This window comes from Streptosporangium sp. NPDC049248 (genome assembly GCF_040678965.1).
Taxonomy (GTDB): Bacteria; Actinomycetota; Actinomycetes; order Streptosporangiales; family Streptosporangiaceae; genus Streptosporangium; species Streptosporangium fukuiense.
On record NZ_JBFAQY010000003.1, the window covers coordinates 389,479 to 412,988 of the forward strand.

Genomic DNA, 23,510 nt, shown 5'->3' on the forward strand with positions numbered 1-23,510 from the left:
CTCCCGCCCCGTGGGCCGGGTGCCCCGTGTCGGTCACAGGGCCAGCTCCTTGCGGGCCCGGGTCTGGTCGGAGGCGTGCTTGAGCACGACGCCGAGGGTGGCCCCGATCGCCGCCTCGTCCAGTTCGGTCCTGCCCAGCGCGATCAGGGTGTTGGCCCAGTCGACCGTCTCGGCGATCGAGGGCGCCTTCTTCAGTTCCAGGGTGCGCATGGTGGCCACCGTGCGGGCGAGCTGCTCGGCCAGGGCGGCCGTGATCGTGGGCACCTGGGCCAGCACGATGTCGCGCTCGCGCTCCGGCGTCGGGTACTCCAGGTGCAGGTAGAGGCAGCGCCGCTTCAGCGCCTCGGAGAGCTCGCGGGTCGCGTTGGAGGTCAGCACCACGTACGGCCTGCGCACGGCGGTGATCGTGCCGAGCTCGGGGATGGTGACCTGGTAGTCGGACAGGATCTCCAGCAGCAGCCCCTCCACCTCGACGTCCGCCTTGTCGGTCTCGTCGATCAGCAGGACCGTGGGCGTCCGGGACCGGATCGCCGCGAGCAGTGGCCGCTCCAGCAGGAACTCCTCGGTGAAGATGTCGTCGTGGGTGGCGTCCCAGCTCTCGTCCTGCCCGGCCTGGATGCGCAGCAGCTGCTTCTTGTAGTTCCACTCGTACAGCGCCCTGGCCTCGTCAAGTCCCTCGTAGCACTGCAATCTGACCAGTTCCGCCCCGGTCGCCGCCGCCACGGCCTTGGCGAGCTGGGTCTTGCCCACGCCGGCCGGTCCCTCGGCGAGGAGTGGTTTGCCGAGTGCTCCCGCCAGGAAGACCGAGGTCGCGATGGAGTCGTCGGAGAGGTAGTCGACGGCGCTGAGCCGCTCGCTGGCGTCGGCGGGCGAGGCGAACCACATGTGTGCTCCCAGTACAGGACCGAATGTTGTTCTAGCTTACCCGTTGATCGTCACGGATTTCGAAGCCCTGCCCGATGTGCGCTATCCTTCAAGGGCTTCAAGCGCCGCTAGCTCAGTTGGTTAGAGCAGCTGACTCTTAATCAGCGGGTCCGGGGTTCGAGTCCCTGGCGGCGCACCTGCGGAAAAGCCCGGATCGGCAGCGCCGATCCGGGCTTTTCTCTGTGTGAATCCGCGCTGACCCGGGTCAGCGGACCCGGCGGCCGGGGCTGGGCTCGCTCTGGCGGTTCGCCCGGTCCACGGCCGTCACGTGGTAGTTCGCGCCCCGTGCTCCCTCGGGGTCCACCCAGCGCACGTCGCGGCCCGCGGGGATGACCGCGACCAGGTTGCGGGCGTCGGCGAAGTCGCCGGAACCGGCCTGCCGGTCGAACCTGAAGACCGCGAACTGGAACGGGACGTCCCTGCCGGGGGCGACGATGTGCAACTCGGCGCCCCCGGCCACCTTGTGGGCGGCGGCCAGGACCGGGCGGCGCGGTGGCCGGCCGCTCGCGAGGCGCGGCAGCAGCGGGGCGAGGGCCGGGCGGGTGTAGTGGTCGGTCACGGCGGTGCTGACGCTGCCCAGCCGGTCCTCCCGTACATCGCCGGAGTTGTACCAGATATCACCGCTGACCTGGGGGTTGTCCAGGTTGAGGGTGAGGTGCCGGGAAAGCTCGTCCGGCTGGAACCACTGGGCGGGCTGCCCGGCGGCGCCGGCCTTGTAGGCGGCCTGGCCGATCCAGAGCTGGACGTCGGTGCCCGCCGCCACGCCGGACCACCAGGGGATCAGCTTGGCGTAGTCGGCGTTCGACTGGCCGATGTACCAGTAGATCTGCGGTGCGATGTAGTCCAGCCAGCCCTTCCTGACCCAGCCCCGCGTGTCGGCGTGCAGGTTGTCGTACGACTGGCTGCCGGCGGTGTCCGAGCCGAGGGGGTCGGTGGAGCTGTTCCGCCAGATGCCCGAGGGGCTGATGCCCCAGGCGACCTCCGGCTTGGCCTGCCGGACCCGCTGCTGCATCTCCCGGACGAGCAGGTCCACGTTGTCGCGCCGCCAGGAGGCGAGATCGGGGAAGCCCGCGCCGTAGCGCGCGTAGGCCGCGGCGTCGTCGAAGGCCGTGGTGTTGACCGGGTAGAAGTAGTCGTCGAAGTGCAGGCCGTCGATCTCGTATCGGGTGACCGCGTCCATCATCGCGTCCTGGACGAACGCCCGCACCGCCGGGATGCCCGGGTTGTAGTACAGCTTGCCGCCGTAGGAGACGATCCAGTCCGGGTTTTTGCGGCCCGGGTGCTCGGGGTGCAGCTTGGCCGGGTCCGGCTGCATCGACACGCGGTACGGGTTGAACCAGGCGTGGAAGGCCAGGCCGCGCCGGTGCGTCTCCTCGACCAGGAAGGCCAGCGGGTCGTAGCCCGGGTCCTGCCCCTGAACGCCGGTCAGGTACTCCGACCACGGTTCGTGCGGCGAGGGCCAGAAGGCGTCGGCGGTCGGCCGGATCTGGACGAAGACCGAGTTGAGCCGACGGGCCCGCGCGATGTCCAGCCAGGCCAGGTACTCGGCCTGCTGCGCCTCGACGGTCAGGCCGGGCTTCGACGGCCAGTTGATGTTGAGCACCGAGGCGATCCACATCCCGCGCATCTGCCGCAGCGGCGGGACATTGTCGGTGGCGCTGTCGGTGGCGCTGTCGGTGGCGCTGTCGGTGGTGCTGTCGTCGGCGGTTTCGGCGGCGAAGGCGGGCATCGAGGTGAGGGCCGACAGGGGGAGAATCGTCGCGGCCGAGGCCAGGGCCAGACCGTTCAGGACGGAACGTCGGGTGGGTGCGCTCATGCGGACCTCCGGGGGCTGAAGAAGAAGGCGCCGAGCGTGACATTGGCAGAAACTTACTTTCAAATCAATGACAATGAAAGAAAACATCGTCGAGCCGCTCGACAGCGTCCGGGCGACCCTGGACATAAACCGATATAAGCAGTAGGAATAGTATGAAAGATTCCATGACATTCAGGGAGCAGCCATGGCAGCCAAAGTGATCGACGTGGCCACCTACGTCCAGGAATGGCAGGACTGGCACCACCGGCACGAGGCGGTGCTGGCCGATCCCCACGGGTTCCTCGCCGTCACGAACCTGCACTGGCTGACGTCCGAACCGCAGCGCCTGCCGGACGCCCCGGGGGAGTGGTCGACCGGCGGCGAGGGCGTCGTGGTGACCCTCGGCGACGCGGAGGAACTGGTCGTGGACGGCACGCCGGTGCGTGGCCGGTACGTGTTCGGCCCCATCCCCGAACGCGGCGCGATCAATGCCACCTGGGGTGACGCGGTGATCGAGGTGGCCAGGCGGGGCGGGCATGACATCGTCAGGCCGAGACACCCGGACCACCCGCTGCGGGTCGCGTTCGCCGGCACCCCGGTGTTCCCGCCGGACCCGCGATGGCTGGTCACCGGCCGCTACCTGCCGTTCGACGAGCCCCGGCCGACGGACGTCGGGGCCGCGGTGGAAGGGCTGCGGCACGTCTACGACGCGCCAGGGCGGGTCGAGTTCGAGCTCGACGGGCGGACGCTGAGCCTGACGGCGTTCAACGGCCACGCGCCGGGCAGCCTGATCGCCCTGTTCACCGACGCGACCTCCGGCGTGACCACCTACGCCGCGAACCGCGTCCTGCAACTGGGGGTGCCCGACGCCGACAACCAGGTGACCGTGGACTTCAACCGGGCCACGAACCTGCCGTGCGCCTACACCGACTTCGCCACCTGCCCGCTGCCGCCGGCGGAGAACCGGCTGCCGGTCGCGATCGAGGCGGGCGAGAAGATCCCCTACGAGCGCGGCTGACGTCCGGACGGGCGCGCCCGTGCCCCCGTCACGGCCGGAGGTCCGCCGGGTGGCGGGCGCGCCAGGCGGTGTAGTGCGGCTGGCTTTCGAGGGATTCGCGGTGGGCCTCGGTGGCGAGGCGCGTCAGCTCCTCGGCCCGGTGGGCGAGGGCGCCGTCGCGGCGCCAGGCCGCCAGGTGCCTGATCCACAGTGGTGATCCGGCGATCGGGCGGACCACCAGCCCCTGCCCCGAGGGGAAACTGGCCTGGCAGGGCGAGATCGCGTGCTTCTCGGCGATGAGATTACGGATCATCATCGGCTCGATCATGATGTACGGCATCTTCGGGACGAAGCCCTCGTTCTGGCAGGTGGTCACGAAACACTCCGGCCACCCGGCGCCGTCCGGTGGCGAGAGCACCCAGTCGTCGTCCGCCAGCTCCGCCAGCGGCACCTCCTCCAGCACCGCGAGGGGATGGGCCTCGGCCATCGCCACGAAGACGGGTTCCACGGCGATGGGACGCACGCCCACCGAGGGCGGGATGACCAGCTCGTGGCCGGGGTAGTCGATGAGGGTCGCGGCGTCCAGCCGCCGGGAGGCCAGCAGATCCAGCAGCAGGCGGGGCGAGTGCTCGGTGTGCACGGTGATCGAGGCTCCCGGGACCTCGAACAGCCGCCGCAGCAGGCCGCTGAACAGGGGGTTGGCGTAGCCGCCGATGCGGGCGACGCTCGTCTGGCCGCTGGGCGGCAGGGCGCCTGTCATCAGCTCGTCCACGGTGTGCAGCGCGGACCTGGCCCGGGTGAGCACGAACTGGCCGAACGGGGTCGGTGTCACGCCCAACCGGCTGCGCCGGAAGACCTGGCCGCCGAGCGTGGACTCGATCCGGTGCAGCTGGGCGGTCAGGGCGGGCTGGGAGACGCCCAGGGAGGCCGCCGCCTTGCTGAGACTCCCCGCGCCGGCGATGGTGCATAACGCTCGAAGGTGCCGTAGCTCCAGCTGCATGGGCCAAATATAGTGCGGCATAACGCTGGATTTATATGTCTCTGGGATAAGACGAGGCTCCTCGGTTTGGCGCACAGTTAACGGTGATCCCGACTTTTGAAGGAACCCCTATGCCAGTGACCTACCGTCGTTCCGACCTCGTCTTCACCGATCACACGATCACCGTCCCGCTTGACCACTCCAGCCCGGACGGTGCGACGATCGAGGTGTTCGCGCGGGAGGTGGTCGCGGCGGGGCGGCAGGGGGACGGCCTGCCGTGGCTGCTGTACCTGGAGGGCGGACCCGGCCACAGCGCCCCCCGCTCGCCGGCCGGGTGGTTGCACCGGGCCACCCGGGAGTACCGGGTGCTGCTGCTGGACCAGCGCGGCACCGGGCGCAGCACTCCCGCCAACCGGCAGACCCTGGCCGGCCTCGACGACCCCGCCGCCTACCTGCGCCATTTCCGGGCCGACTCGATCGTCAGGGACGCCGAACTGCTCCGCGCGCACCTTGCGGGGGACCGGCCGTGGAGCCTGCTGGGGCAGAGTTTCGGCGGGTTCTGCGCGCTGACCTACCTGTCGCTGGCCCCCGAGGGGCTGCGCGAAGTCATGATCGCGGGTGGGCTGCCGCCGCTGACCGGCCGGCCCGAGGACGTGTACCGGGCGGCCTACCCCCGCGTCCTGGCGCACAACGAGCGGTTCTTCGCCCGCTATCCCGGTGACCTGGCGATCGCCCGTCAGGTGGTCGACCACCTGCACCGGCAGGAGGTGTTCCTGCCCGGCGGGGAGCGGCTGACCCCGCGGCGCTTCCAGACCCTCGGGATCACGTTCGGCACGGAGGGCAGGTTCGACACGCTGCACCATCTGCTGGAGGAGGCGTTCGCCGGTGAGAAGGAGCTGTCCGACGTCTTCCTGCGCCGGGTGGACGCGATGGTCTCCTACGCCGAGCACCCGCTGTACGCGGTGCTGCACGAGGCGTCCTACTGCCAGGGCGAAGCCTCCGGCTGGGCCGCGCACCGGGCGCTGGGCGAGTTCCCCGAGTTCGATGTGGAGCAGGGCGGGCCCGTCCGGTTCTTCGGCGAGATGATCTTCCCGTGGTTCTTCGACGAGGACCCGGCGCTGGTCCCGTTGCGGGCCTGTGCCGAGGCACTGGCCGCCTGCGAGTCCTGGCCGCGCCTCTACGACCTGGACCGGCTGAGCGGCAACACCGTCCCGGTGGCGGCGGTGATCTACCACGACGACCTGTACGTGGACCGCGACAGCTCCCTCCGCACGGCGGGCGCGGTGCGCGACCTGTCCTCCTGGATCACCAACGAGTACGCCCACGACGGGTTGAGCGCCTCGGGCGGGGCCGTGCTGGACCGGCTCGTCACGATGGCCCGCCGGTGAGCCCATCGCTCCATCTCAACTGCCCATAACCCGTCGGTTATGGGCGGCCTTGACCTGCGACTCCCCAGCGGACGCGAACGGGGCGGCAAGCTCGACACTCTCGCGTGATCACCCCGTTATCCGACACCGGTGACAATCTGCGACATTCCCCAAGCAAGGAGAACCCGTGCGCAGATCGTCCGTGGTGGTCGCCACGCTCATGGTCATGGCGTGTCTGTCGACCGGCCCGGCTCACGCCGAGGATCCAGGTCGGACGCGAAAGGTCGAGGTCTTCGGCGAGAACGCCCCCCAGGGCTACACCGAGGTTCCGGTGGAGAGCGGCAAGGCGAGGGGCCTGGCCACGCCGTCCGCCACGGTGACGCCGATCGAGGTCAACGGCCCCAGCGACAAACGCATCGACCTGGTCTATCTCGGCGACGGTTTCACCGAGGCCGAGCAGGCCGCCTACACCGCCCAGGTGGCCAACAGCTGGAACATCCTGGTTCAGCGCGAGCCGTTCAAGAGCTACCGCAAGCTGTTCAACGTCTGGCAGGTGAACGTCGTCTCAGGCGAGTCCGGCGTCGACAACGACCCGGTCAAGGGGGTGCGGAAGGACACCGCGCTGGGCGGTGAGTACTGGTGTGAGGACCTGGAGCGCCTGGTCTGCGTGGACGTTCCCACCGCCGAGTCCTACGCCGCGCTGGCCCCCGCCTTCGACCAGATCGCCGTCGTGATCAACAGCCCCACCTACGGCGGTGCCGGCTACATCGAGGAGAACCTGGTCACCTTCTCCGGCGGGCACCGGAGTGGCCCGGAGATCCTGCCGCACGAGTTCGGCCACTCCATCGGCGACCTGGCCGACGAGTACCCCTACTGGGCCTACCCGGACGACGGCAGCACCTACACCGACGACGAGCCGGTCGAGAAGAACGTCTCGATCTACAACGCCGGGCAGCAGACCGCCCAGCGGACGAAGTGGTGGTACTGGCTGGGCGCCCAGACCCCCGACGGCGGCGTGATCGACACCTTCGAGGGCGGCGCCTACTACAACCTCGGCATCTACCGGCCCAGCGACAACTCGCTGATGCGCACCCTGTACCGGGAGTTCAACCTGGTCGGCCGCGAGGAGATGGTCCGCACCTTCGTCGGCACGACCGGCCTGATCGACGACTCCACCCCGAGCGGCAAGGTCAAGCCGGACAGCACCCTGACGGTCACCCCGGTGGGTCTGCCGACCGTGTCCACCCGCTGGTTCATCAACGGCCACGAGATCACCGAGTGGGTGGGCAGGACCTCGGCGGTGGCCCTGACCAAGAAGCCCAAGGGCCACGGGAAGCCCGAGGCGCCGTGGTGCGGGCGCAAGGACCTGAAGGCCAAGAAGGGCGACTGCGCCTACTCGGTGCAGGTCGGTGACTCCACCGACTTCGTGCGGAACTCCGCCTACAAGGCGGACGTCCTCACCCAGTCGATCACCTGGACGGTCGACAAGCACTGAACCAGGCGGTCCTGCCGCGCCCCGAGCGGGGCGCGGCAGGACCGCGATCGCCGAAAGTCGCTGCACGGGAGCGGGCGTCTCTCGGCGATCTCGTGCGTTCAGGGCCGGATCGTCATCCGGTCTTGGCGAGAATCGCCTTGGTCATCGCGTCGAGACCGACCAGGTTGAACTGCCTTCCGAGGGTACGCATGATCGAGTTCTCCGACGGGCGGTAGATGCCGTACGCGTAGTCGGCGGCCCCCTGGTAGGCGCCGATCACGCCACCGTCGGGGGTGGCCTGGCCCAGGTACCGGTACCACTTGCGCCTGCCCGAGGTGAGCTGCGCGGCGGTGTACTTCGACGCGTTCGCCGCCGACGGCTCGCCGCCGGTGTAGGTGCTGTTGACGGTGGAGTACTCGTCCGCGAGATTACCCATCGAATGTCCGAGCTCGTGGATCGCGACCTGGCCGGAACTCGCGTTGCCTCCCGAGGCCGTGGCGACGCCGCCGCCCGCGCCGTACCCCGCACCGCCGTACTTGGTGCTGTTGGCCAGCGCCACCACCTGGTCGGAGCCGGGGGCCAGCGCGGCGTAGGACTTGGCGGTGGTGGTGTTCACGCAGAGCAGGCGCTCGATTCCCGAGCACCAGAACCCCATTCCGAGCGTGGTGTTCCTGCTGATGCCCTGGGTGGGATCGTTGTCGACGCCCGACTGGGTGGAGACGACGTTGACCATCCAGACGTTGAAGGAGTTCTTGTACGTTTTGAACGGTTCGACGGTGGTCATCTCGGCCCACTTGCTCGCGGCGTGGGACTGGAAGGTGGAGATCTCGGAGGAGGTGTAGCCGTCGCCCACGAAGACCAGGTCGAAGCGCTGGGAGGAGGCTCCGGTCTGCTGCAGGGCGGTGACCGTGGCGGCGACCGCGGCGCGTGCGGTGGCGGGCGCCTCCCGCTTCGGGATCTCGACCTGTCGGATCGTGCCGTCGGGGGAGAAGACCTCCACCCACTCGGTGGATCCCGGCGGGGAGGGTGCGGCGGCGGCGGACGTCGGTACGGCGAGGAAGGCGATGAGGGCCGGTACGAGCAGCGCCAGGCGGACGGGACGGGGCACGGCGTCTCCTTGGGGGTGAGCGCAGTGGATCTAGTGCCCACATCGTGTGTTATCGCCATACGCCCAGATAATCCCCTTTCGACATAACCCACCCGTTATGGCGGTGAATCCTGAGCCCTCGCCCCTCCGCGTCAGGCCCAGGCGGGGCAGACTCCACCGGAACGATCACCGTCCAGGCCCGGCCGGGGCGGAAAGCAGGCGTAGAGTAGGAAGTACCGAGGACATTTCGTGCGTTGACATTCAGGTCGACGTCGCCCAAGGCGATAGGCGACTTCGGTCCCTCACGGACCGAGACGGGCCGGGCGATCATGACGCCAGAGCTTCTTTCCCACAGCACACCGCTCACCGACACCACTCCTGAGGCACGCCTCAGCCTGGATCCCGCCCTCGGCCGCAGGGGCGCCGTGGACGGGGCCTGGTGGCCGTACTCACAGGACGCGGCGGTGGAACTGCCGGACCTCATCGCCGCCGTCGACCGGCGGCTGGACCGGCCCGTCAGGCGGGTGGGTCTGCCCCTGGGGTCCTGGGACGACATCCCGCACCGTGTCGTGGCCCCCGGCCGCCAGGTCAAGGTGGGCTGGTTCCGCAACATGGACCCGCACGTGGTCACCCTGATCTGCGAGGCCATGGAACCCGTCAACCTGCTGGTCATTCCACCCGGCACCGAGAGCGACACGGCCGCGCACGCGCTCATTCTGGCCACCAGGTGCGCGGGCGCCACCCGCCCGGCCGACATCCTCACCGCCGCGGCCTCCTCGGACGTCAGTTCGATCGCCAGGGATGACAGCCAGGCCGTCTGGGAGGGCGAGGGCGGACAGATCGCCGGCTGCGCACCGGCCGTCGGTCACCAGGGCTCAGCCCCTCTCCGAGAGGAGACATCATGACCGTCCTGCAAACTCAGACTTCTCACGGAGCGGGTCCCCAGGCCGCCGGCCCCGCCGCCACCGTCATTCATCTGCACGGCGAGGTCGACGTCTTCACCAGCGCGGCACTGCGCGAGCGACTGCTCCGCGCGTTGCGGCGCGGAGCGAACCCGCTCATCCTCGACCTGTCCGGGGTGTCGTTCTTCGACACCTCGGGGCTGGCCGTACTGGTCGGCATCCAGCGCCGCGCCAGATCACTCGGAGTCACCTTCGAGCTGTCCGCGCCTCGCCACCAGACGGCGGCCCTGCTCCGGATCACCGGCCTGGACCGCACCTTCACCATTCGCTGAGCGTCAGTGGAGCGGATTCCCCGTCACCAGAGCGCGATGGAGCGGGTCAGGATCTTGGTGAGGTCGTCCTCGGTGACCGGCCGGGGAGCGGTGCCGAGCAGGCGCTGCTGCCTCATCGCGCCCTCGGCGAGCGCGGGGACGTCCGCCTCGGTGTAGCCGACGCCGCCGATCCCGTCGGGGAGGCCGATGTCGCGCATCAGCCTGGTCAGCACGCCGGGCAGGTACTCGGAGAGGTCGTCGGGCCTGGCGGCGGACGGGTCGAGCAACTCGGCCGCGCGCAGGTGCCGCTCCGGCAGCGCCTCGAAGGTGAACCTGAACGCCTCGGGAGCGGTCAGCGCGACGGCCATGCCGTGCGGCACCATCGGCTCGCCCGCCGGGTAGCCCTCGGGATGGAAGTCCCTGACCCGCCCGGCGATCGGGTAGGCGTTGGCGTGCGGGATGTGCACGCCCGCGTTGCCGAACCCCAGCCCGGCGAACGTCGCCGCCAGCGCCATCCGCCCCCTGGCCTCCGCGTCGTCCCCGTCGCGCACGGCGGTGCGGAAGGACCGCGCGAGCAGCGCGATGGCCCGCTCGGACCACATGTCGGCCACCGGGTTCGAGCCGCAGTAGGGCACCCGCTCCTCGGGGCGCCTGCGCTCGTAGGAGGTGTACGGCCGGGCGGTGTAGCTCTCCAGGGCGTGGCAGAGGATGTCCATCCCGGCGGCCGCGGTGACCCCGGCGGGCTGGCTCATCGTCAGGTCGGGGTCGACGACGGCGAGCACCGGGCGGAGCCGGGCATGGCTGATCCCGGTCTTCACCTTCAGGTCGAGCACGTCGAGCACGCAGATCGTGGTGCTCTCCGAACCGGTGCCCGTGGTCGTGGGCACCGCGACCAGCGGCTTGAGCGGCCGGGACGGGGCCAGGCCGCCGCCCACCGGCGCGTTGACGTAGTCCATCAGCTCACCCGGGTTGGTGGTGAGCAGGTTGACCGCCTTGGCGGTGTCGATGCTGGAGCCGCCCCCGATGGCGACGAAGGCGTCCCACGGCCCACCGGCGCGGGCGTGCTCGACCGCCGCCAGCAGGCTCTCGTCCGTCGGCTCGACGCGTACGCCCTCGTACACGCTCGCCTGGATGCCGAACCCGGAGAGCTGCTCGGCGATCCGTCGCGGCGCGCCGGTCGCGGCCACCCCGGGGTCGGTGATGACGAGGACGTGCCGGGCGCCGTACTGCCCGAGATCGAAGCCGATCTCGGCCGAGGCACCGGAGCCGAACTTCAGGGCGGGGGCGCCGTAGGTGAAGACGGACTCGGGGTTGCTCGGAGTGCTGAACACGCCCGGCTCCTCTCTCGATGATCTTACCGGTGGCACGGGGAGCCGTACGCGGTACTCCGTGACACTTGATGCCCATTTACCCGCTTGCCGACCCCGGATCTCGCCGATCTTCCCGGCAGGGTCAGAACGGTGCCGGAACGGGCGTCAGCGTGATGTTGACCTGGTAGTCGGAGGTGTCGGTCCTGCCGGCGTTCGGCCGCAGGGTGTAGCGGCTCTCCTGGGTCAGCGGGTTGAGGCGGAAGGACTGGAGGAAGACGTCGTCATCGGCGAATATGACGTCGTTGTCCCGGATGTTGATGGTCGCCAGGCCGCCATTGGCGAGGAAGATGGGCTTGCTCGGGGTGATGAGCTTCCAGGACTGGTCGTTGCTGCCCGGCGGGCACGGGGCGTTCTCGAAGGTGTAGCAGTAGCCCGAGGTGACCGGATGGACCCCATTGCTGGGCGGCCAGACCCGGTAGGTCGTGGTCGTGAGCGGTATCAGCCCGGGACCGGAGATCTTGACGAAGATCTCGTCACCGCCGTTCCCCAGCGTCCGCCACGGGACGATCGTGTTCAGGGTGATCCGGACGTACGGGGCCGCGTCCGAGGCCGAGGCGGAGGTGGCGGGGGCGAGGAGCGGAACCACGAGAGCCGCCCCCGCGACGGCCCTGAGCAGGCTTTTCAGCAGGTTCATGCGGCCATCGTGACCCCGGCCACTTGGGTACCTCTTAAAACCGACTTCGAAGGTCGCCGGCACGTCCCGGGTCGACATCCCAAGTAGCGATATATGCCCTTTTCGCAAGAGAAATGCATGCAAACGGCAAGCCGTCCTCACTAGCATCGCCGCCATGATGAAAAGAACGATCGCGGTGACCGCTGTCGCCGGAGCCGCCGTGCTGGCGGCCCAGCTTCCCGCGTCCGCGAGCTCCTCCACCGCGCTGCTCCGGCTGCGCGGCGGTCTGACGCTGGAGATCCCGAACTCCTGGCGGGTGTACGGGACCGCGGACCAGGTCCGGGTGGTGACCGGTGCCTGCGCGCGGCCCAACGGCGGCTACTTCCAGCCCAAATGCGACAGCTTCTGGATCATGGGGCCGAAGGCCCTCAAGACCGGCGCCGAGGGCTTCGGGCGCTACAACCCCGACCAGGGGCCGTTCTACCCGGCATCCGACGTGGTGCCCTGCGCGACCAACCCCAGGTACGGCCAGGTCCTCGGCAAGGCGATCGCGGTCGGCTACCGCAACATCGGGGTGGCGCACAAGGCGCACTACCGGGTGTGGCCCGGCCGGTGCGTGACGTACACCGGCGGCGAGCAGAAGTCGACGTTCAACCAGCGCGAGTGGTACCTGCCCAAGTCGAAGATCCTGATCGTCGACCAGTGGGCCACCCCCGGCCTGGCCACCATCCTGAAGAACGCGGCCTGGGACAACTGACCGTCAGACCCGCCACCTGGAACCGGACCGGCCTGCCCGCCCCTCGATCGCGGGCAGGCCGACCAGCCACGACTCCCGCCCGCCGTCGCCATCGGGCCCCGATACGGGTACGGCGGGCGTGCTCGCGGCGGACCATCATGCTGGTACGGGCCAGGTGGCGGTCACCCGGCGTCAGGTGAAGATCATCGGTTGTGCTCGCCGAAACCGTGCAGCAGGGTGTCGACCAGGCGGGTGGCCAGGGCGTCGGCGTCCTGCCCCTCGTCCGGTCCCGTCGCCGCCTCGTGGATCAGGGCGTAGTAGACGCGGCGGGTCCAGTCGAGGTCGGCGTCCGCGCGGAGCAGGCCCGCGTCGCGTGCTCTGCGGAACATCTCGTCGCACCGCTCCCGGGCCACGGCGTACACGCGGGCGACCTCGGTGGCCTCGGCGATCTGCTCCATGCTCGCGGCCGGATTCCGGCTGAGGACGCGTTCGGCCGCCTCCAGGATCGTCCGCACGGTCCGTTCCGTGTCCGAGCGCAGCTTGTTCACCCCGTAAGGCTCCTTAAATGTCCCCCTTTGAGGATTACTTGCAACACATATGTTGCATGTCGCACCTTCACTGCATCACAAGTGTTGCGAGTGGATGGGAAGGCTCTGTCATGGATCTGGGACTGAACGGCAAGTCCGCGGTGGTGACCGGTGCCGGCAGGGGGATCGGCCTGGCGATCGTGCGGACGCTGACGGCGTTCGGAAAGGCGCTGAACGACGAGTTCGGGCCGAAGGGCGTGCGGGTCAACACGGTCTCGCCCGGACCGGTGCGGACCTCGCTGTGGGAGGGCCCGGCGAGTTACGGCGCGGAGCTCGCCAAAGCGATAGGGGTGCCGCACGAGGACCTGCTCCGGCTGCTGCCCGCGCGGATGGGCATGACGACCGGCCGGTTCGCCGAGCCCGCCGAGGTGGCCACACTGGTCGCCTACCTGGCCTCACCGCTCGCGGCCAGTATCGCGGGAGCCGACTACCTGATCGACGGTGGCGCGATCAAAACGGCCTGACCGGTCACCCGGACCTCACCTGGCTTCGAAAAAGTGCGATCTACCAGTAATAACGTTTCGCGGGCAGGCTCGGTCGCATGACGATAATCAACCGGCTGAACTACCGGCCGTTTCCCGAGGACCCGCACAACGACAAAATCTCCGCGGAATCGGCCACGACGATGACCTGACAGCGGCGCCGCTTGGCGAGCCAGGCCAGGTACACCCGGACCCGGGAGGGCGTAGGTGCGGCGGGTGTCGGCCGACAGCGGCACCTCCTCACCGGAGTGTACTTCTGAGAACCGGTCACTCTCAGAAGCCGCCCGAACGGGATCGCTGCCATTTCACCGCCGCGAGGCGCGATACCCGCTGGGGGCGGAGATAGAGCGATGAAGATGGCCGAATGCGGTCGCTGTGACCGTATTGATCCGAAATGCGATCGCGGTCAGTGTGAGTGGACTTCAGCTCACGGAGGTGGCTATGGCGGCTCAGGATGCCCTGCTCAAGGTGTACGGCGATCGGACGTACGCGCATGTGGCGATGGTCCGGCACCAGGGTGTCACGGTGGCGTTCGCGATGGACTCGGCGCGACGGATCGTCTACAACGTCCTGGATCTGGGCAAACAGGATGCCACCAAGGGCGTGCTCGACTCCGCGTACTGGGCCGACAACCCAGTCGAACTGCCGTTCCCGACAGAGATCACCGAGGTCGGCTACAGCATCGCGGGCGCGACGGCGATGCCGACGGTCAAGCGGGGCGGCCGGATAGAGGCCAAGGCGAGCGAGCAGCTCGACCCCGACGAGACCAACAGGTTCCTCTCCACGACCGCGCGGCTCTCGGCGGCGGCCCCGTTCCAGGTGATCTCGGACGGCACCTACGTGGTGGTGCTGCGGCAGTCGATCCCCGACGGCCACGCCGACGCGGTCCACAAGCTGACCGGCGGCGGCTGCTCCGGCGACCCTGCCGCGGCCGGCTACCTGCTCAGCGGCGGCAAGAAGGTGCCGCTCGTCCGTGACACGCTCTTATGCGACCGCTTCCTGCTGGTGGAGGGGAAGCTCAAGCCGGTGCTGGAGGTGCGCTTCCGGCGCAGCCGCCACGCCTCCCGCCCTGACTCGGCCAAGGACACGCTGGGCACCGAGGACATGGAGAGCCGGCCGTTCTACGAGCCGACCAGGGAGCTCTCCTTCATCCGCAACCTGAGCGGCGGGCGCTTCACGGCGGTGCTGGTACCGACCGCGATCAGCGGCAGGTGGCGCTGGCAGATCTTCGCGTACAACAGCGTCACCGACCGCGTCGACGGCTTCAACATCGAGCAGGACGCCGACGGCGGCTTCAACACCCAGGGCACGCGTCACTACACCAGCCCCGACCCCAGGTACCGTGACTCCGTCTTCGAGCGCGCCCCTGGCAAATGCCCCTTCACCGGCCTGGACCTGGTGCCGGTGCCGGGCGTCGCGGGGCACGCGGAGACCGCGCTGCTGCTGGACGGCACGGCCGGGCACGTGGACCTGGGCACCTCTGGAGCGCTCCAGTTCGGCCCCGGGGCGTACACGATCGAGGCGTGGATCAAACCGGCGGCCCTCGGCGGGACCGTCCTGGCCAAGGGCGCGGCCTGCCGGTTCGGGGTGAACGCGAACGGCACGGTCTTCCTCGCCCACAACGGCGGGGCCTGGTCGGTGACCTCGCTCGAGCCGATCTCGCTGAACGAGTACACCCACGTGGCCGGGGTCTACGACGGGAGCAAGGCGACCGTCTTCATCAACGGCAGGGCGAGCCAGAGCGCGAGCCTGCAGTACCAGGCGGGCCAGGCCGCACCGGTCCTGATCGGCGCGGCCAACGACACGGGGCAGCCGGCCAAGTTCTTCAACGGCGAGATCGACGAGGTACGGCTCTGGGACCGCGCCCGCACGACCGAGGAACTCAATCGGGAACTGGGCCACCGCCTGATCGGCAACGAGCCGGGGCTGCTCTCGTACTACCGCTTCGACGAGGGATCGGGCACGACCGCCTACGACCAGAGCGACCGCGCCGTCAACGGCACGCTCCGCGGCGGGGTGCGGTGGGTCGGCTCGCAGGCCCCGGTGGGCGATCACCCCGGCGTGCGCCGTGACAGCTTCTCCGTCAAGGACCGGAGCGTGGTCTCCGGACTCTCCTCCGTCATCTACCACCAGCAGCAGTCCACCGCCGTCGGATACAGCACGACCGCCAAACCGGCCAAGCGCCAGGCGCGGGTGCTGCTCGCCTTCGCCACCAAGACCGCCGCCGACTCCGGCGGCCAGGTGGCGGCTGTGGACTTCGGCGTGGGCCGGGACGGGCGGCTGACCCAGGCGCCCGACCTGCTGGACCTGCCGCTGCTGGACCGCCCGAAGCAGAGCCAGGACCTGGACGCGGTCAGCGCGCTGGAGCAGCGGATCAAGTCCCTGGAGACCGAGGTGCGGGACCTGCCCTTGGAGATCGACCGGATCTCCAAGGCCACCGGGAACCTGCCCGCGCTCCAGGCCGACCATGACAGGCAGGCCGCGATCGCCGCCCGCTGGCAGCAGAACCTCGATGGCGACAAGGGCAATTACCTGGCCTGGCTATGGCGGCTGGAGCTGAAGGGGTCTCCCGACCGGCCGGTCATCGCGGTCATGAACGACAGCCCCGATTCGGGGGCGGAGCTGGTGCGAACCTCCGACCGTAACTCGCCCACCGGCCTGTGGAAGTTCGACAGGGTGCCCACGTCGACCAACGACGCCTTCACCTACCGGGCCATCAACGTCTTGTCGGGCAAATTCATCAACGTGGTCGGCCTCTCCCCATTGGACATGGCGAGGCTCAACCAGCAAGGAGACGGCGCGAGGTTCCGCTTGGAGCAGATCGGCGAGTACCACCGGCTCATCAACAGCCACAGCGGGTGCGCCGTCTCCTCGTCGGGCTCCGGCAACACGGTGGTCCAGTCGCGAACGGCCACGACAGATGATTCCGGGCTTATCAAGATGGTGCCCGTCAAGCATGCGAGCGGCTGGGACACCTACCTGAAGGACGCGCAGACCGCGGTCGTCAACCTCCGCATCGCCATCGACGAGGCGCGCATGGCGCAGAGCAGGCTCGATGGGCTGCGCCGCACCCTGGCCACCAAGACCACCGATCTGGACACGGCGCGCAACCAGCTCGCCCAGATGACCGGCGCGGCCCAGGGGTCGACCGACCTGACGGTGGCCATGCCGCTGCTGGCCCTGGACCGCACCGGGCTGAGCTGCGCCGGAGCCGTGCTGGGCTTCGCCCGATGCGCCGACGCGCCCACCCTGATGGAGAGCGCCACCGGCAACGTGGTGCTCTACTTCCGGGGCGTCAACGACCAGTTCTTCGCCGCCTACCTCGACACCTTCGTGATCCCGTCGACGCAGGAGCTGCCCGTCGGCAGCGGCGCGGTCCTCTTCACGGCCCGTGACGCGGGCATCGACCTGGGCGCGCTCACCATCACGGTGACCGACGGCGACTCGCCCAGCCGATGCGACCTGACCATCTCCGGCGGCCAGGAGGGCGAGACCTGGCGCTCGCTGCCGCGCGACACCGCGCGGCTGACCGCGGTGCTGGCCGGAGCCCCGGGCGAGCCCGTCAGGCTCGGCACGGTGGCCAAGGTGAACGGCACGCAGGTGGAGCTGGCCGAGCCCCTGACGACCGCCGTGCCGAAGGCCTCCCACATCATGATCGGCTCTGACGGTTACAGCGCCGGCGCTGACCACGCGGTGGGGGCCAAGAGCCTCACCCTGACCGCCGCCAACCAGACGATCACCGCCGGCGCCCTGGTCACCCTGGCCGGCTACGACTACCAGCGGGCCGTCTGCGCCCGTCCCGGAGTGCCGCTGACGGAGGGTTCGCGCCTGGTCGTCCTCACCGCGGGCACCGTCGCCTCCATCGCGAACGGGACCGCCAAACGCCTGGTCAGCGGGCACGGCGCTCGCTGGCGTGGCGAGATGCCGGGCCGCGCCTACTCCTTCGACGGCCGCCAGCAGCACCTGCGCCTGCCCGCTGCCCAACTGGAGCGCGTGACGGTGACCGGCGACCTGACCATGGAGAGCTGGGTGAACGTCGGGCCGGTGAACGGCAAGGCCAGGATCCTGCAGGCCAACAGCGGCCAATCGCAGTACACGCTGGCACTCGCGGACGCCCCGTTGAAGACCGCCAAGGCGTTCAACGGCGCCGAATCCCACGAGCTGAGCAGGAGCATCGAACTGGCCAACAGGGACTTCACCATCGAACTGTGGGCACGGCTCGAGCCCGGGCAGACCAACACCCAGCCGCTGCTCCTCCACGGCTACCCGATGGGGGCGCAGAACCAGACGCTGCACCTGCAGATCCACGCCAACAACACCTTCGGCTTCAGCCTCTACGGCGACGACCTCAACGTCAATCTGCCCTCCCTGGACCTGGGATGGCACCACTGGACGGTGGTGTACGAGAACGCCACCCGCACCCAGATCCTCTACCTCGACGGCACCGAGGTCGGCCGCCGCATCTCCAACGCCCCCTACACCGGGCGCGGCCCGCTCCTCCTGGGCCACAAGCCCTTCGCCGGCCACTACCTGGCCGGCCAGCTCGACGAGGTACGCGTCTGGAGCCGCATCCGCACCCCCAACGAGATCAGCAGCGAGCGCAACCAGCGGCTCTCGGGCCACGAGCCCGGCCTGCTGGGCTACTGGACCTTCCCCGGCACCTCGGCCAAGGCCTCCCCGATCAAGGGCTACCAGCTGGTAGCCGGGGTCGGCGGCCGCTTCGTCCGCAGCCAGGAGGCCTTCCCCTGCAACGAGTGGACGCACCTGGCCGCCGCCTTCCAGCAGTCCTGGGCCGTCAAGCTGGACGGCGGCGCCTACCTGGAGGTGGCCAAGGACGAGGCGCTGAACGTGACCGAGGACCTCACCCTCGAGGTCTTCCTACAGGCCGATCGGCTCGGCGGCACCATGGGGCTGGTCTCCAAGGGCGAGCTGGGCTTCTCCGGCGGGGTGCCGTACCAGCTCAGTGTGCGGGGCGACGGCAGGCTGGAGTTCGCCTTCGAGGAGCCCGGCGGCCAGGTCGTCCGCTACACCTCCACCATCGGCATCACCCCGAAGGCCTTCCAGCGGGTGGCCGTCGTACGGAAAGGCCGCAAGGTGGAGGTCTCCACCTCCGCCCAGACCCCGCCGGACACCAACCCCGGCAAGGACATCCGCTTCTACATCAACGGGCAGCCGGCCGGCGCCGAGCACTACACCGGCCCCGGAGCCCAGAGCAACAGCAGCAACCTGATCATGGGCAAGGTGGGATCCTCCTCGACCTTCGCCGGTGTGCTGGGCGAGGTACGCATCTGGAACGTGGCCCGCGAGGCGGCTCAGCTCGGCCTGCCGGTCGTCGGGCGCGACAGGGGGCTGCTGGCCCGCTGGCCCTTCGAGGAGAACAGCGGCAACGTCACCCTCGCCGCCGACGGCTCCTACCCGGCGAGCCTGCGCGCCACCCAGTGGGTGCGCGACCCCGATCCGACCGCCAGCCCGTTCCGCCTCTACCGCAACGGCGTGCCGGTCGTCGCCGACCCCATCCCCGACCCGGGCCCTGCCGACTACGGCGACCAGCAGCTCACGCTGGGCGCCCGGCTGCTCGGCGGCGCGGTGGGCGAGCCGTTCAGCGGCATGCTGGAGGAGGTGAGGCTCTGGCGTACGGCACGGAGCGGGGAGCAGATCCTCGACAACCTCTTCACCCGCCTCAAGGGCGAGAAGCAGGAACTCGTCGGCTACTGGCCCTTCGACCGGGACTCCACCTCCCCCACCGCCACCGAGGTGCACGACGAGGGCCTGCGCGGCAACCACCTCGAATTCCCCGCCTCGGCACGCCCGCGCCCGATGCTCTCCAACGCCCCCATCGCCACCGACACCGCCCAGGTGCGCTCCGCGCTGGCCGCCATCCGCACCCCCTTCCACGACATGATCGGCGCCACCCCGGCCGTCGGCGAGTACGCCGACATGCAGCAGACGCTCAAGGGCGAGCCGTTCGGCGTGCTCAAACGCTGCTACAGCTACCTGCGCCAGGGCCGCTGGCACCTGGTGACCGGCTACAAGGTCGGCAACCTCATCTCCGAGTGGGTGGGCCAGGCCCAGTTCGACCCGCAGCTCATCGGCTACATCGAGAGCGCCCCGCCGGTGCCGTCGGAGAACCTGACCGGCGCCGACTCCTTCGCCGGCGCCTCCTCCGTGGAGTTCACCGAGGCCGACCAGGTCACCTACAGCATGTCCTCCAACCGCAACAGCAGCGTCGACACCTCCTTCGGCGTCTCGCTCGGCCAGGACTCCGACCAGAACCTGATGACGATCACCGCGCCGCTCGGCGTCGGGACCGCCATCCCGATCCTGGAGATCGACTACAAGCTCTCGACCACGACGAACCTGGAGTTCTCCAACGCCTGGTCGAGCGATACCAAGCTCTCCCAGGGCCAGAACACCACGCGGGCGGCCAAACTCCGGCTCACCGGCAACCTGGAGGACCCCACCCAGTTGCTCAACTCCGCCGTCGGCCGCCGCTACGTGCCCGCCAACACGGGCTTCGCGCTGGTGCAGTCGGAGACGGCCGACATCTTCGCGCTCCGCCTGGCCCACACCGGCGCGCTGGTCGCCTACCGGATGACGCCCAACCCCGACATCCCCAAGGACTGGAACATCATCACCTTCCCGGTCAACCCCCGCTACACCAAGCAGGGCACCCTGGACGGCGCGGTCGGCTTCGACGACCGCGGCAAGGTCCTCGATCCCGACTATCCCGCCGCCGCAGGCTACGGCCAGCACAGCTTCTTCAAACCCCAGGAGGCGTACGCGCTCAAACGCCGCATCACCCGCGACCAGCAGCGGCTGCGCGCCTACTACGAGGCCGTCTCCGTCCAGACCCATGCCCCCGATCAGACGCAGGCGCAGGCCCAGAAGATCCTGCGGGGCATGGGCGTGACCGCCGACCCCCCCTCGGGCGGCGACCGCAACGCCAACAGCTCGACCCCTGACAAGTTCTCCCACCGCGACCTGGTCAACACCTACGTCTGGACGGCCAAGGGCGGCTTCTTCGCCGAGACCACTCAGGCCACCGACGCCGTCACGCAGACCCACAGCGGCACCTACGCCTTCAAGACGAGCGAGTCGTTCAGCGTCGACTTCACCATCAAGGCACTCGGCGTCGGCCTAGCCGGCAACATCGACGCCTCCGTCGGCGGCAGCACCTCCGTGACCCGCTCCCGGGCCAAGGACGTCAGCCGCACCTTCGGCCTCACCGTCGACTGCGCGCCCTCCGGGGACCTGCAGCGGTACGACAACGGCAAACCCGTCTTCACCGCGCAGGGCAAGCCCGTCCTGGTGCCGGGGAAGGTGGACGCCTACCGCTTCCTCACCTTCTACCTGGGTGAGAGCAGCGCCAACTTCGACGACTTCTTCCACAAGGTCGTCGATCCGATCTGGCTGGCCAACAGCGGCGCCCCCGACGCCGCCGCGCTGCGCCAGGCCCGCCAGACCGCCACCAAACCGCCCTGCTGGCGGGTCATGCACCGGGTCACCTTCGTCAGCCGGGTGCTCCCGCCCGTCCCGCCGCCGGGCGCGCCGCCGGTCGAACGGGCGATGCGGGCCGAGAACATCGCCAGCAACTACGAGCTGATCCAGCGTCTGGCCCCCTACACCCGCACCGCCACGGCGAGCAAGGCGGTACTCGCCACCGCCACCCGGGCCGCGCTCGCCAAGCACCTGCCCGAACTGCTGCCCCACGCCGCCGAGGTCATCGACTACCTGGCCGACTACTACGGCATCCATGACTGACCTACGCCTTCCGGCGACAGATCGCAGAAGCCGCCTTCCCCGAATAACGGCGGCGCCCTTCCGAGGGTCTCCTTGCCGGGTGGCCCCGGTGCATCGCTGCACCGGGGCCACCCGGCAAGGAGGAGGCCGACCAGCAGGGTCCCTGGGCCGATGCTCACCACATCAGGTGAGAACCGACGCCGCTCCGCCAGATCACTTGAGAACTCGCCACTTCGGCTGAGACCTCACAAGACAGGACGGCTGCCAAGACCACCACATCGTCTCCTGCTGAGGCTACTCTGAATCTAGACAGACTAGACAGGGGGACGCTGGTGAGCGGATGGCAGGTCCAGGAGGCGAAACAACGCTTCAGTGAGGTCGTTCGGCGTGCGGTGAGCGAAGGGCCCCAGGTGGTCACCCGGCACGGAGAGGAGGTGGCCGTCGTCATCGACATCGCCGAATACCGCCGCCTCAAAGGTGACGCTCCGGACTTCGGACGGTTCCTGCTCGCCGACCCCGACTGGGACGACGACGTGGAGTTCCCGCGGAACCGGGACCTTCCCCGGGAAGTCGATTTCGACTGATGGGCATCGGCTATCTGCTCGACACGAACGTGGTCTCCGAAGCACGCAAGCGGAATGGCAGCCCTCAGGTCAAGGGCTGGATCGCCGCGGCGCACGGACCCACCCTCTACATCAGCAGCCTGACGGTCGGAGAGATCCGCTGCGGAGTCGAGCTTCGCAGACGCCGGGACCCCGGCCAGGCGACGGTGCTGGAACGCTGGCTGCACGGCCTTCAGCGGCAGTTCGGTGATCGCATCGTCCCCGTCACCGTGGAGGCCGCCGAGGAGTGGGGCCGCCTGAACACCATCCGCCCGCTCCCCACGACGGACGGCCTGATCGCCGCGACGGCCCGGGTGAACGGCTGGACCCTGGTCAGCCGGAACATCAAGGACTTCGCCGGCACGGGAGTGTCCGTCGTCAACCCGTTCGACGTGCTGATCTGAGTCCTGCCGCCCTGGGCGCCGGTGGCGGAGACTACCCCGCCATCTGGAACCAGACCGATCTGCTCGCTCCGTCGTAGCGGGAGCCCCACTCGGTGGCGAGCAGGTCGACCAGCCACAGCCCCCGCCCGCCGTCGTCGTCGGCCTCCGGTACGCGTACGGCGGGCACGCTCGTGACGGAGCCGTCGTCGGTGACCTGCACGTGGACCATCGTGGTGGTACGGGCCAGGTAGACGGTCAGGCGCCCGTCCGCGGTACGCCCGGAGTCGGAGTGGGCCACCGCGTTGGCGGCCAGCTCGCTCAGCAGGAGCAGCACGTCGTCAAGGAGCGGGACCGCGACGCGTCCGGCCAGCAGGTCCCGCGCCCAGGCCCGCACCTCCGGCACGGATGCCACCTGGCCGGGAAAGACCTGCCGCCACGCGCTGTACGGCCCACCCGCCCACGACATCGCGGGAAGTTTGTCTTCTTCCCCGAGCACCGTCGAAGTCCCATCATCGCGATGTCCGAGGTGGCCGTCCTCTTCCCCTGGCTTTTTCGGAACCCTGTCACCGTGGCGTTCGGGGCAGTCCTCCTCTTCCCCCGGCGTTTTCGAGGCTCCGTTGCCGGGGCAACCGTCCTCTTTCCCCGGTGCCTCCCGCTCGGGTCTCATGCGGTCACCGCTGACATGATCATGTCGGCCGCGTTGTCGGCCTCCGCCCAGACCCATTCGCCGCGCTGCCAGAGCCGCGCCCACCAGGGCCGCCAGACGAACGCCCAGCCGCAGTAGCGCCGGACGACCGTGATCCTGACCAGTGCCGTGCCCGTCGCCGTCCGGATCTCCAGAATCGGCTGCCCGGCCACCGGAAGGACCAGCGAGGTGCACACCCCGAGGCCGTGCAGATCCCAGCTGAGCCGGGTCAGATGAACGAATCGCGCACGCCGCTCGACCGCCGTCACGCTCCTGTCCTCCGGATGCCCCCGGCGAACACGACCGAGGCGCGAAAGGTCACCGTTCTGATCGTTCATCACTCGTTCTCGCCCCTGATTTAAAGGTATGAGGATGCTTTCTTTTTCGTCCTGTCGAACCGAGAAGACGTGTGATTAGATTGCCCGCGTGGCAGGTGGATTCATTGCTGGATTGGCACCCCGGTGGATGCTCTGGAA

The 23,510-nt window shown here is 69.3% G+C and carries 19 protein-coding genes and 1 tRNA gene; 11 read left to right on the forward strand and 9 right to left on the reverse strand.

The features are described 5' to 3' along the window. Window positions 1-33 precede the first annotated feature (33 nt). Window positions 34-885: a MoxR family ATPase gene (locus AB0K21_RS08440; protein ID WP_343975094.1), complete on the reverse strand. Its 852-nt coding sequence runs from the start codon at window positions 883-885 to the stop codon at window positions 34-36. Window positions 886-986: 101 nt separating this feature from the next. Between AB0K21_RS08440 and AB0K21_RS08445 the strand changes: the two genes are divergently transcribed. Continuing rightward, window positions 987-1,060: transfer RNA gene (locus AB0K21_RS08445), tRNA-Lys, on the forward strand. A 69-nt stretch (window positions 1,061-1,129) separates the two neighbouring features. Here AB0K21_RS08445 and AB0K21_RS08450 read toward each other — a convergent pair. Beyond that, the gene (locus tag AB0K21_RS08450; RefSeq protein WP_364148817.1) at window positions 1,130-2,740 is read right to left on the reverse strand and encodes a family 10 glycosylhydrolase; all 1,611 of its coding nucleotides are present in this window, start codon (window positions 2,738-2,740) and stop codon (window positions 1,130-1,132) included. A 184-nt stretch (window positions 2,741-2,924) separates the two neighbouring features. Between AB0K21_RS08450 and AB0K21_RS08455 the strand changes: the two genes are divergently transcribed. Continuing rightward, window positions 2,925-3,737, forward strand: a complete 813-nt coding sequence (locus AB0K21_RS08455) for a DUF1684 domain-containing protein (protein WP_343975099.1) — start codon at window positions 2,925-2,927, stop codon at window positions 3,735-3,737. Between the two features lie 28 nt (window positions 3,738-3,765). On the opposite strand, the gene AB0K21_RS08460 is transcribed toward AB0K21_RS08455, so the two are convergent. Then, window positions 3,766-4,716, reverse strand: coding sequence for a LysR family transcriptional regulator (locus tag AB0K21_RS08460; protein WP_343975103.1), 951 nt, complete (start codon window positions 4,714-4,716; stop codon window positions 3,766-3,768). A 110-nt stretch (window positions 4,717-4,826) separates the two neighbouring features. Here AB0K21_RS08460 and AB0K21_RS08465 point away from each other — a divergent pair, with 110 nt between their 5' ends. Next, a complete protein-coding gene (locus AB0K21_RS08465; protein ID WP_343975106.1) occupies window positions 4,827-6,083 on the forward strand; it encodes an alpha/beta fold hydrolase in 1,257 nt (418 codons plus the stop codon). A gap of 166 nt (window positions 6,084-6,249) precedes the next feature. After that, a complete protein-coding gene (locus AB0K21_RS08470; RefSeq protein ID WP_364148820.1) occupies window positions 6,250-7,557 on the forward strand; it encodes a M64 family metallopeptidase in 1,308 nt (435 codons plus the stop codon). 112 nt (window positions 7,558-7,669) lie between these two features. Here the strand turns inward: AB0K21_RS08470 and AB0K21_RS08475 are convergent, their stop codons facing one another. Further along, the gene (locus AB0K21_RS08475) at window positions 7,670-8,644 is read right to left on the reverse strand and encodes a M64 family metallopeptidase (protein WP_364148821.1); all 975 of its coding nucleotides are present in this window, start codon (window positions 8,642-8,644) and stop codon (window positions 7,670-7,672) included. 233 nt (window positions 8,645-8,877) lie between these two features. Between AB0K21_RS08475 and AB0K21_RS08480 the strand changes: the two genes are divergently transcribed. Both AB0K21_RS08480 and AB0K21_RS08485 read left to right on the forward strand, forming a co-directional pair. Continuing rightward, a complete protein-coding gene (locus AB0K21_RS08480; RefSeq protein ID WP_364148823.1) occupies window positions 8,878-9,528 on the forward strand; it encodes a DUF5994 family protein in 651 nt (216 codons plus the stop codon). Next, window positions 9,525-9,857 (forward strand): STAS domain-containing protein, encoded by a 333-nt coding sequence (locus AB0K21_RS08485; RefSeq protein ID WP_364148825.1) that lies wholly within the window; start codon window positions 9,525-9,527, stop codon window positions 9,855-9,857. Before AB0K21_RS08480 ends, AB0K21_RS08485 begins: the two co-directional genes overlap by 4 nt. Before the next feature lie 23 nt (window positions 9,858-9,880). Here AB0K21_RS08485 and AB0K21_RS08490 read toward each other — a convergent pair whose 3' ends face one another. Together AB0K21_RS08490 and AB0K21_RS08495 are read right to left on the reverse strand one after the other, a co-directional pair. Continuing rightward, on the reverse strand, window positions 9,881-11,167 hold the full coding sequence (locus tag AB0K21_RS08490; protein WP_364148827.1) for a hydroxyacid-oxoacid transhydrogenase: 1,287 nt from the start codon (window positions 11,165-11,167) through the stop codon (window positions 9,881-9,883). Between the two features lie 121 nt (window positions 11,168-11,288). Beyond that, window positions 11,289-11,840, reverse strand: coding sequence for a hypothetical protein (locus tag AB0K21_RS08495; RefSeq protein WP_364148829.1), 552 nt, complete (start codon window positions 11,838-11,840; stop codon window positions 11,289-11,291). A gap of 154 nt (window positions 11,841-11,994) precedes the next feature. Here AB0K21_RS08495 and AB0K21_RS08500 point away from each other — a divergent pair, with 154 nt between their 5' ends. Next, entirely contained in the window at window positions 11,995-12,576 is a 582-nt protein-coding gene (locus AB0K21_RS08500; protein WP_343975127.1) for a hypothetical protein, read from the forward strand. Window positions 12,577-12,758: 182 nt separating this feature from the next. On the opposite strand, the gene AB0K21_RS08505 is transcribed toward AB0K21_RS08500, so the two are convergent. After that, complete coding sequence (locus AB0K21_RS08505) at window positions 12,759-13,103, reverse strand: hypothetical protein (RefSeq protein WP_343975130.1); 345 nt, start codon at window positions 13,101-13,103, stop codon at window positions 12,759-12,761. Between the two features lie 110 nt (window positions 13,104-13,213). Here AB0K21_RS08505 and AB0K21_RS08510 point away from each other — a divergent pair, with 110 nt between their 5' ends. From AB0K21_RS08510 to AB0K21_RS08525, 4 genes are all read left to right on the forward strand, one after another. Further along, window positions 13,214-13,606: an SDR family oxidoreductase gene (locus AB0K21_RS08510; protein ID WP_343975133.1), complete on the forward strand. Its 393-nt coding sequence runs from the start codon at window positions 13,214-13,216 to the stop codon at window positions 13,604-13,606. 459 nt (window positions 13,607-14,065) lie between these two features. Further along, window positions 14,066-21,385 (forward strand): LamG-like jellyroll fold domain-containing protein, encoded by a 7,320-nt coding sequence (locus AB0K21_RS08515; RefSeq protein ID WP_364148832.1) that lies wholly within the window; start codon window positions 14,066-14,068, stop codon window positions 21,383-21,385. Between the two features lie 311 nt (window positions 21,386-21,696). Continuing rightward, window positions 21,697-21,948: a type II toxin-antitoxin system Phd/YefM family antitoxin gene (locus tag AB0K21_RS08520; RefSeq protein WP_343975139.1), complete on the forward strand. Its 252-nt coding sequence runs from the start codon at window positions 21,697-21,699 to the stop codon at window positions 21,946-21,948. After that, on the forward strand, window positions 21,948-22,370 hold the full coding sequence (locus AB0K21_RS08525; RefSeq protein WP_364148834.1) for a type II toxin-antitoxin system VapC family toxin: 423 nt from the start codon (window positions 21,948-21,950) through the stop codon (window positions 22,368-22,370). The genes AB0K21_RS08520 and AB0K21_RS08525 overlap by 1 nt, the downstream gene beginning before the upstream one ends. Window positions 22,371-22,401: 31 nt before the next feature. On the opposite strand, the gene AB0K21_RS08530 is transcribed toward AB0K21_RS08525, so the two are convergent. Continuing rightward, window positions 22,402-22,815: an ATP-binding protein gene (locus AB0K21_RS08530; protein ID WP_364148836.1), complete on the reverse strand. Its 414-nt coding sequence runs from the start codon at window positions 22,813-22,815 to the stop codon at window positions 22,402-22,404. A gap of 197 nt (window positions 22,816-23,012) precedes the next feature. Beyond that, window positions 23,013-23,303: a hypothetical protein gene (locus AB0K21_RS08535; protein ID WP_343975148.1), complete on the reverse strand. Its 291-nt coding sequence runs from the start codon at window positions 23,301-23,303 to the stop codon at window positions 23,013-23,015. Window positions 23,304-23,510 lie beyond the last annotated feature (207 nt).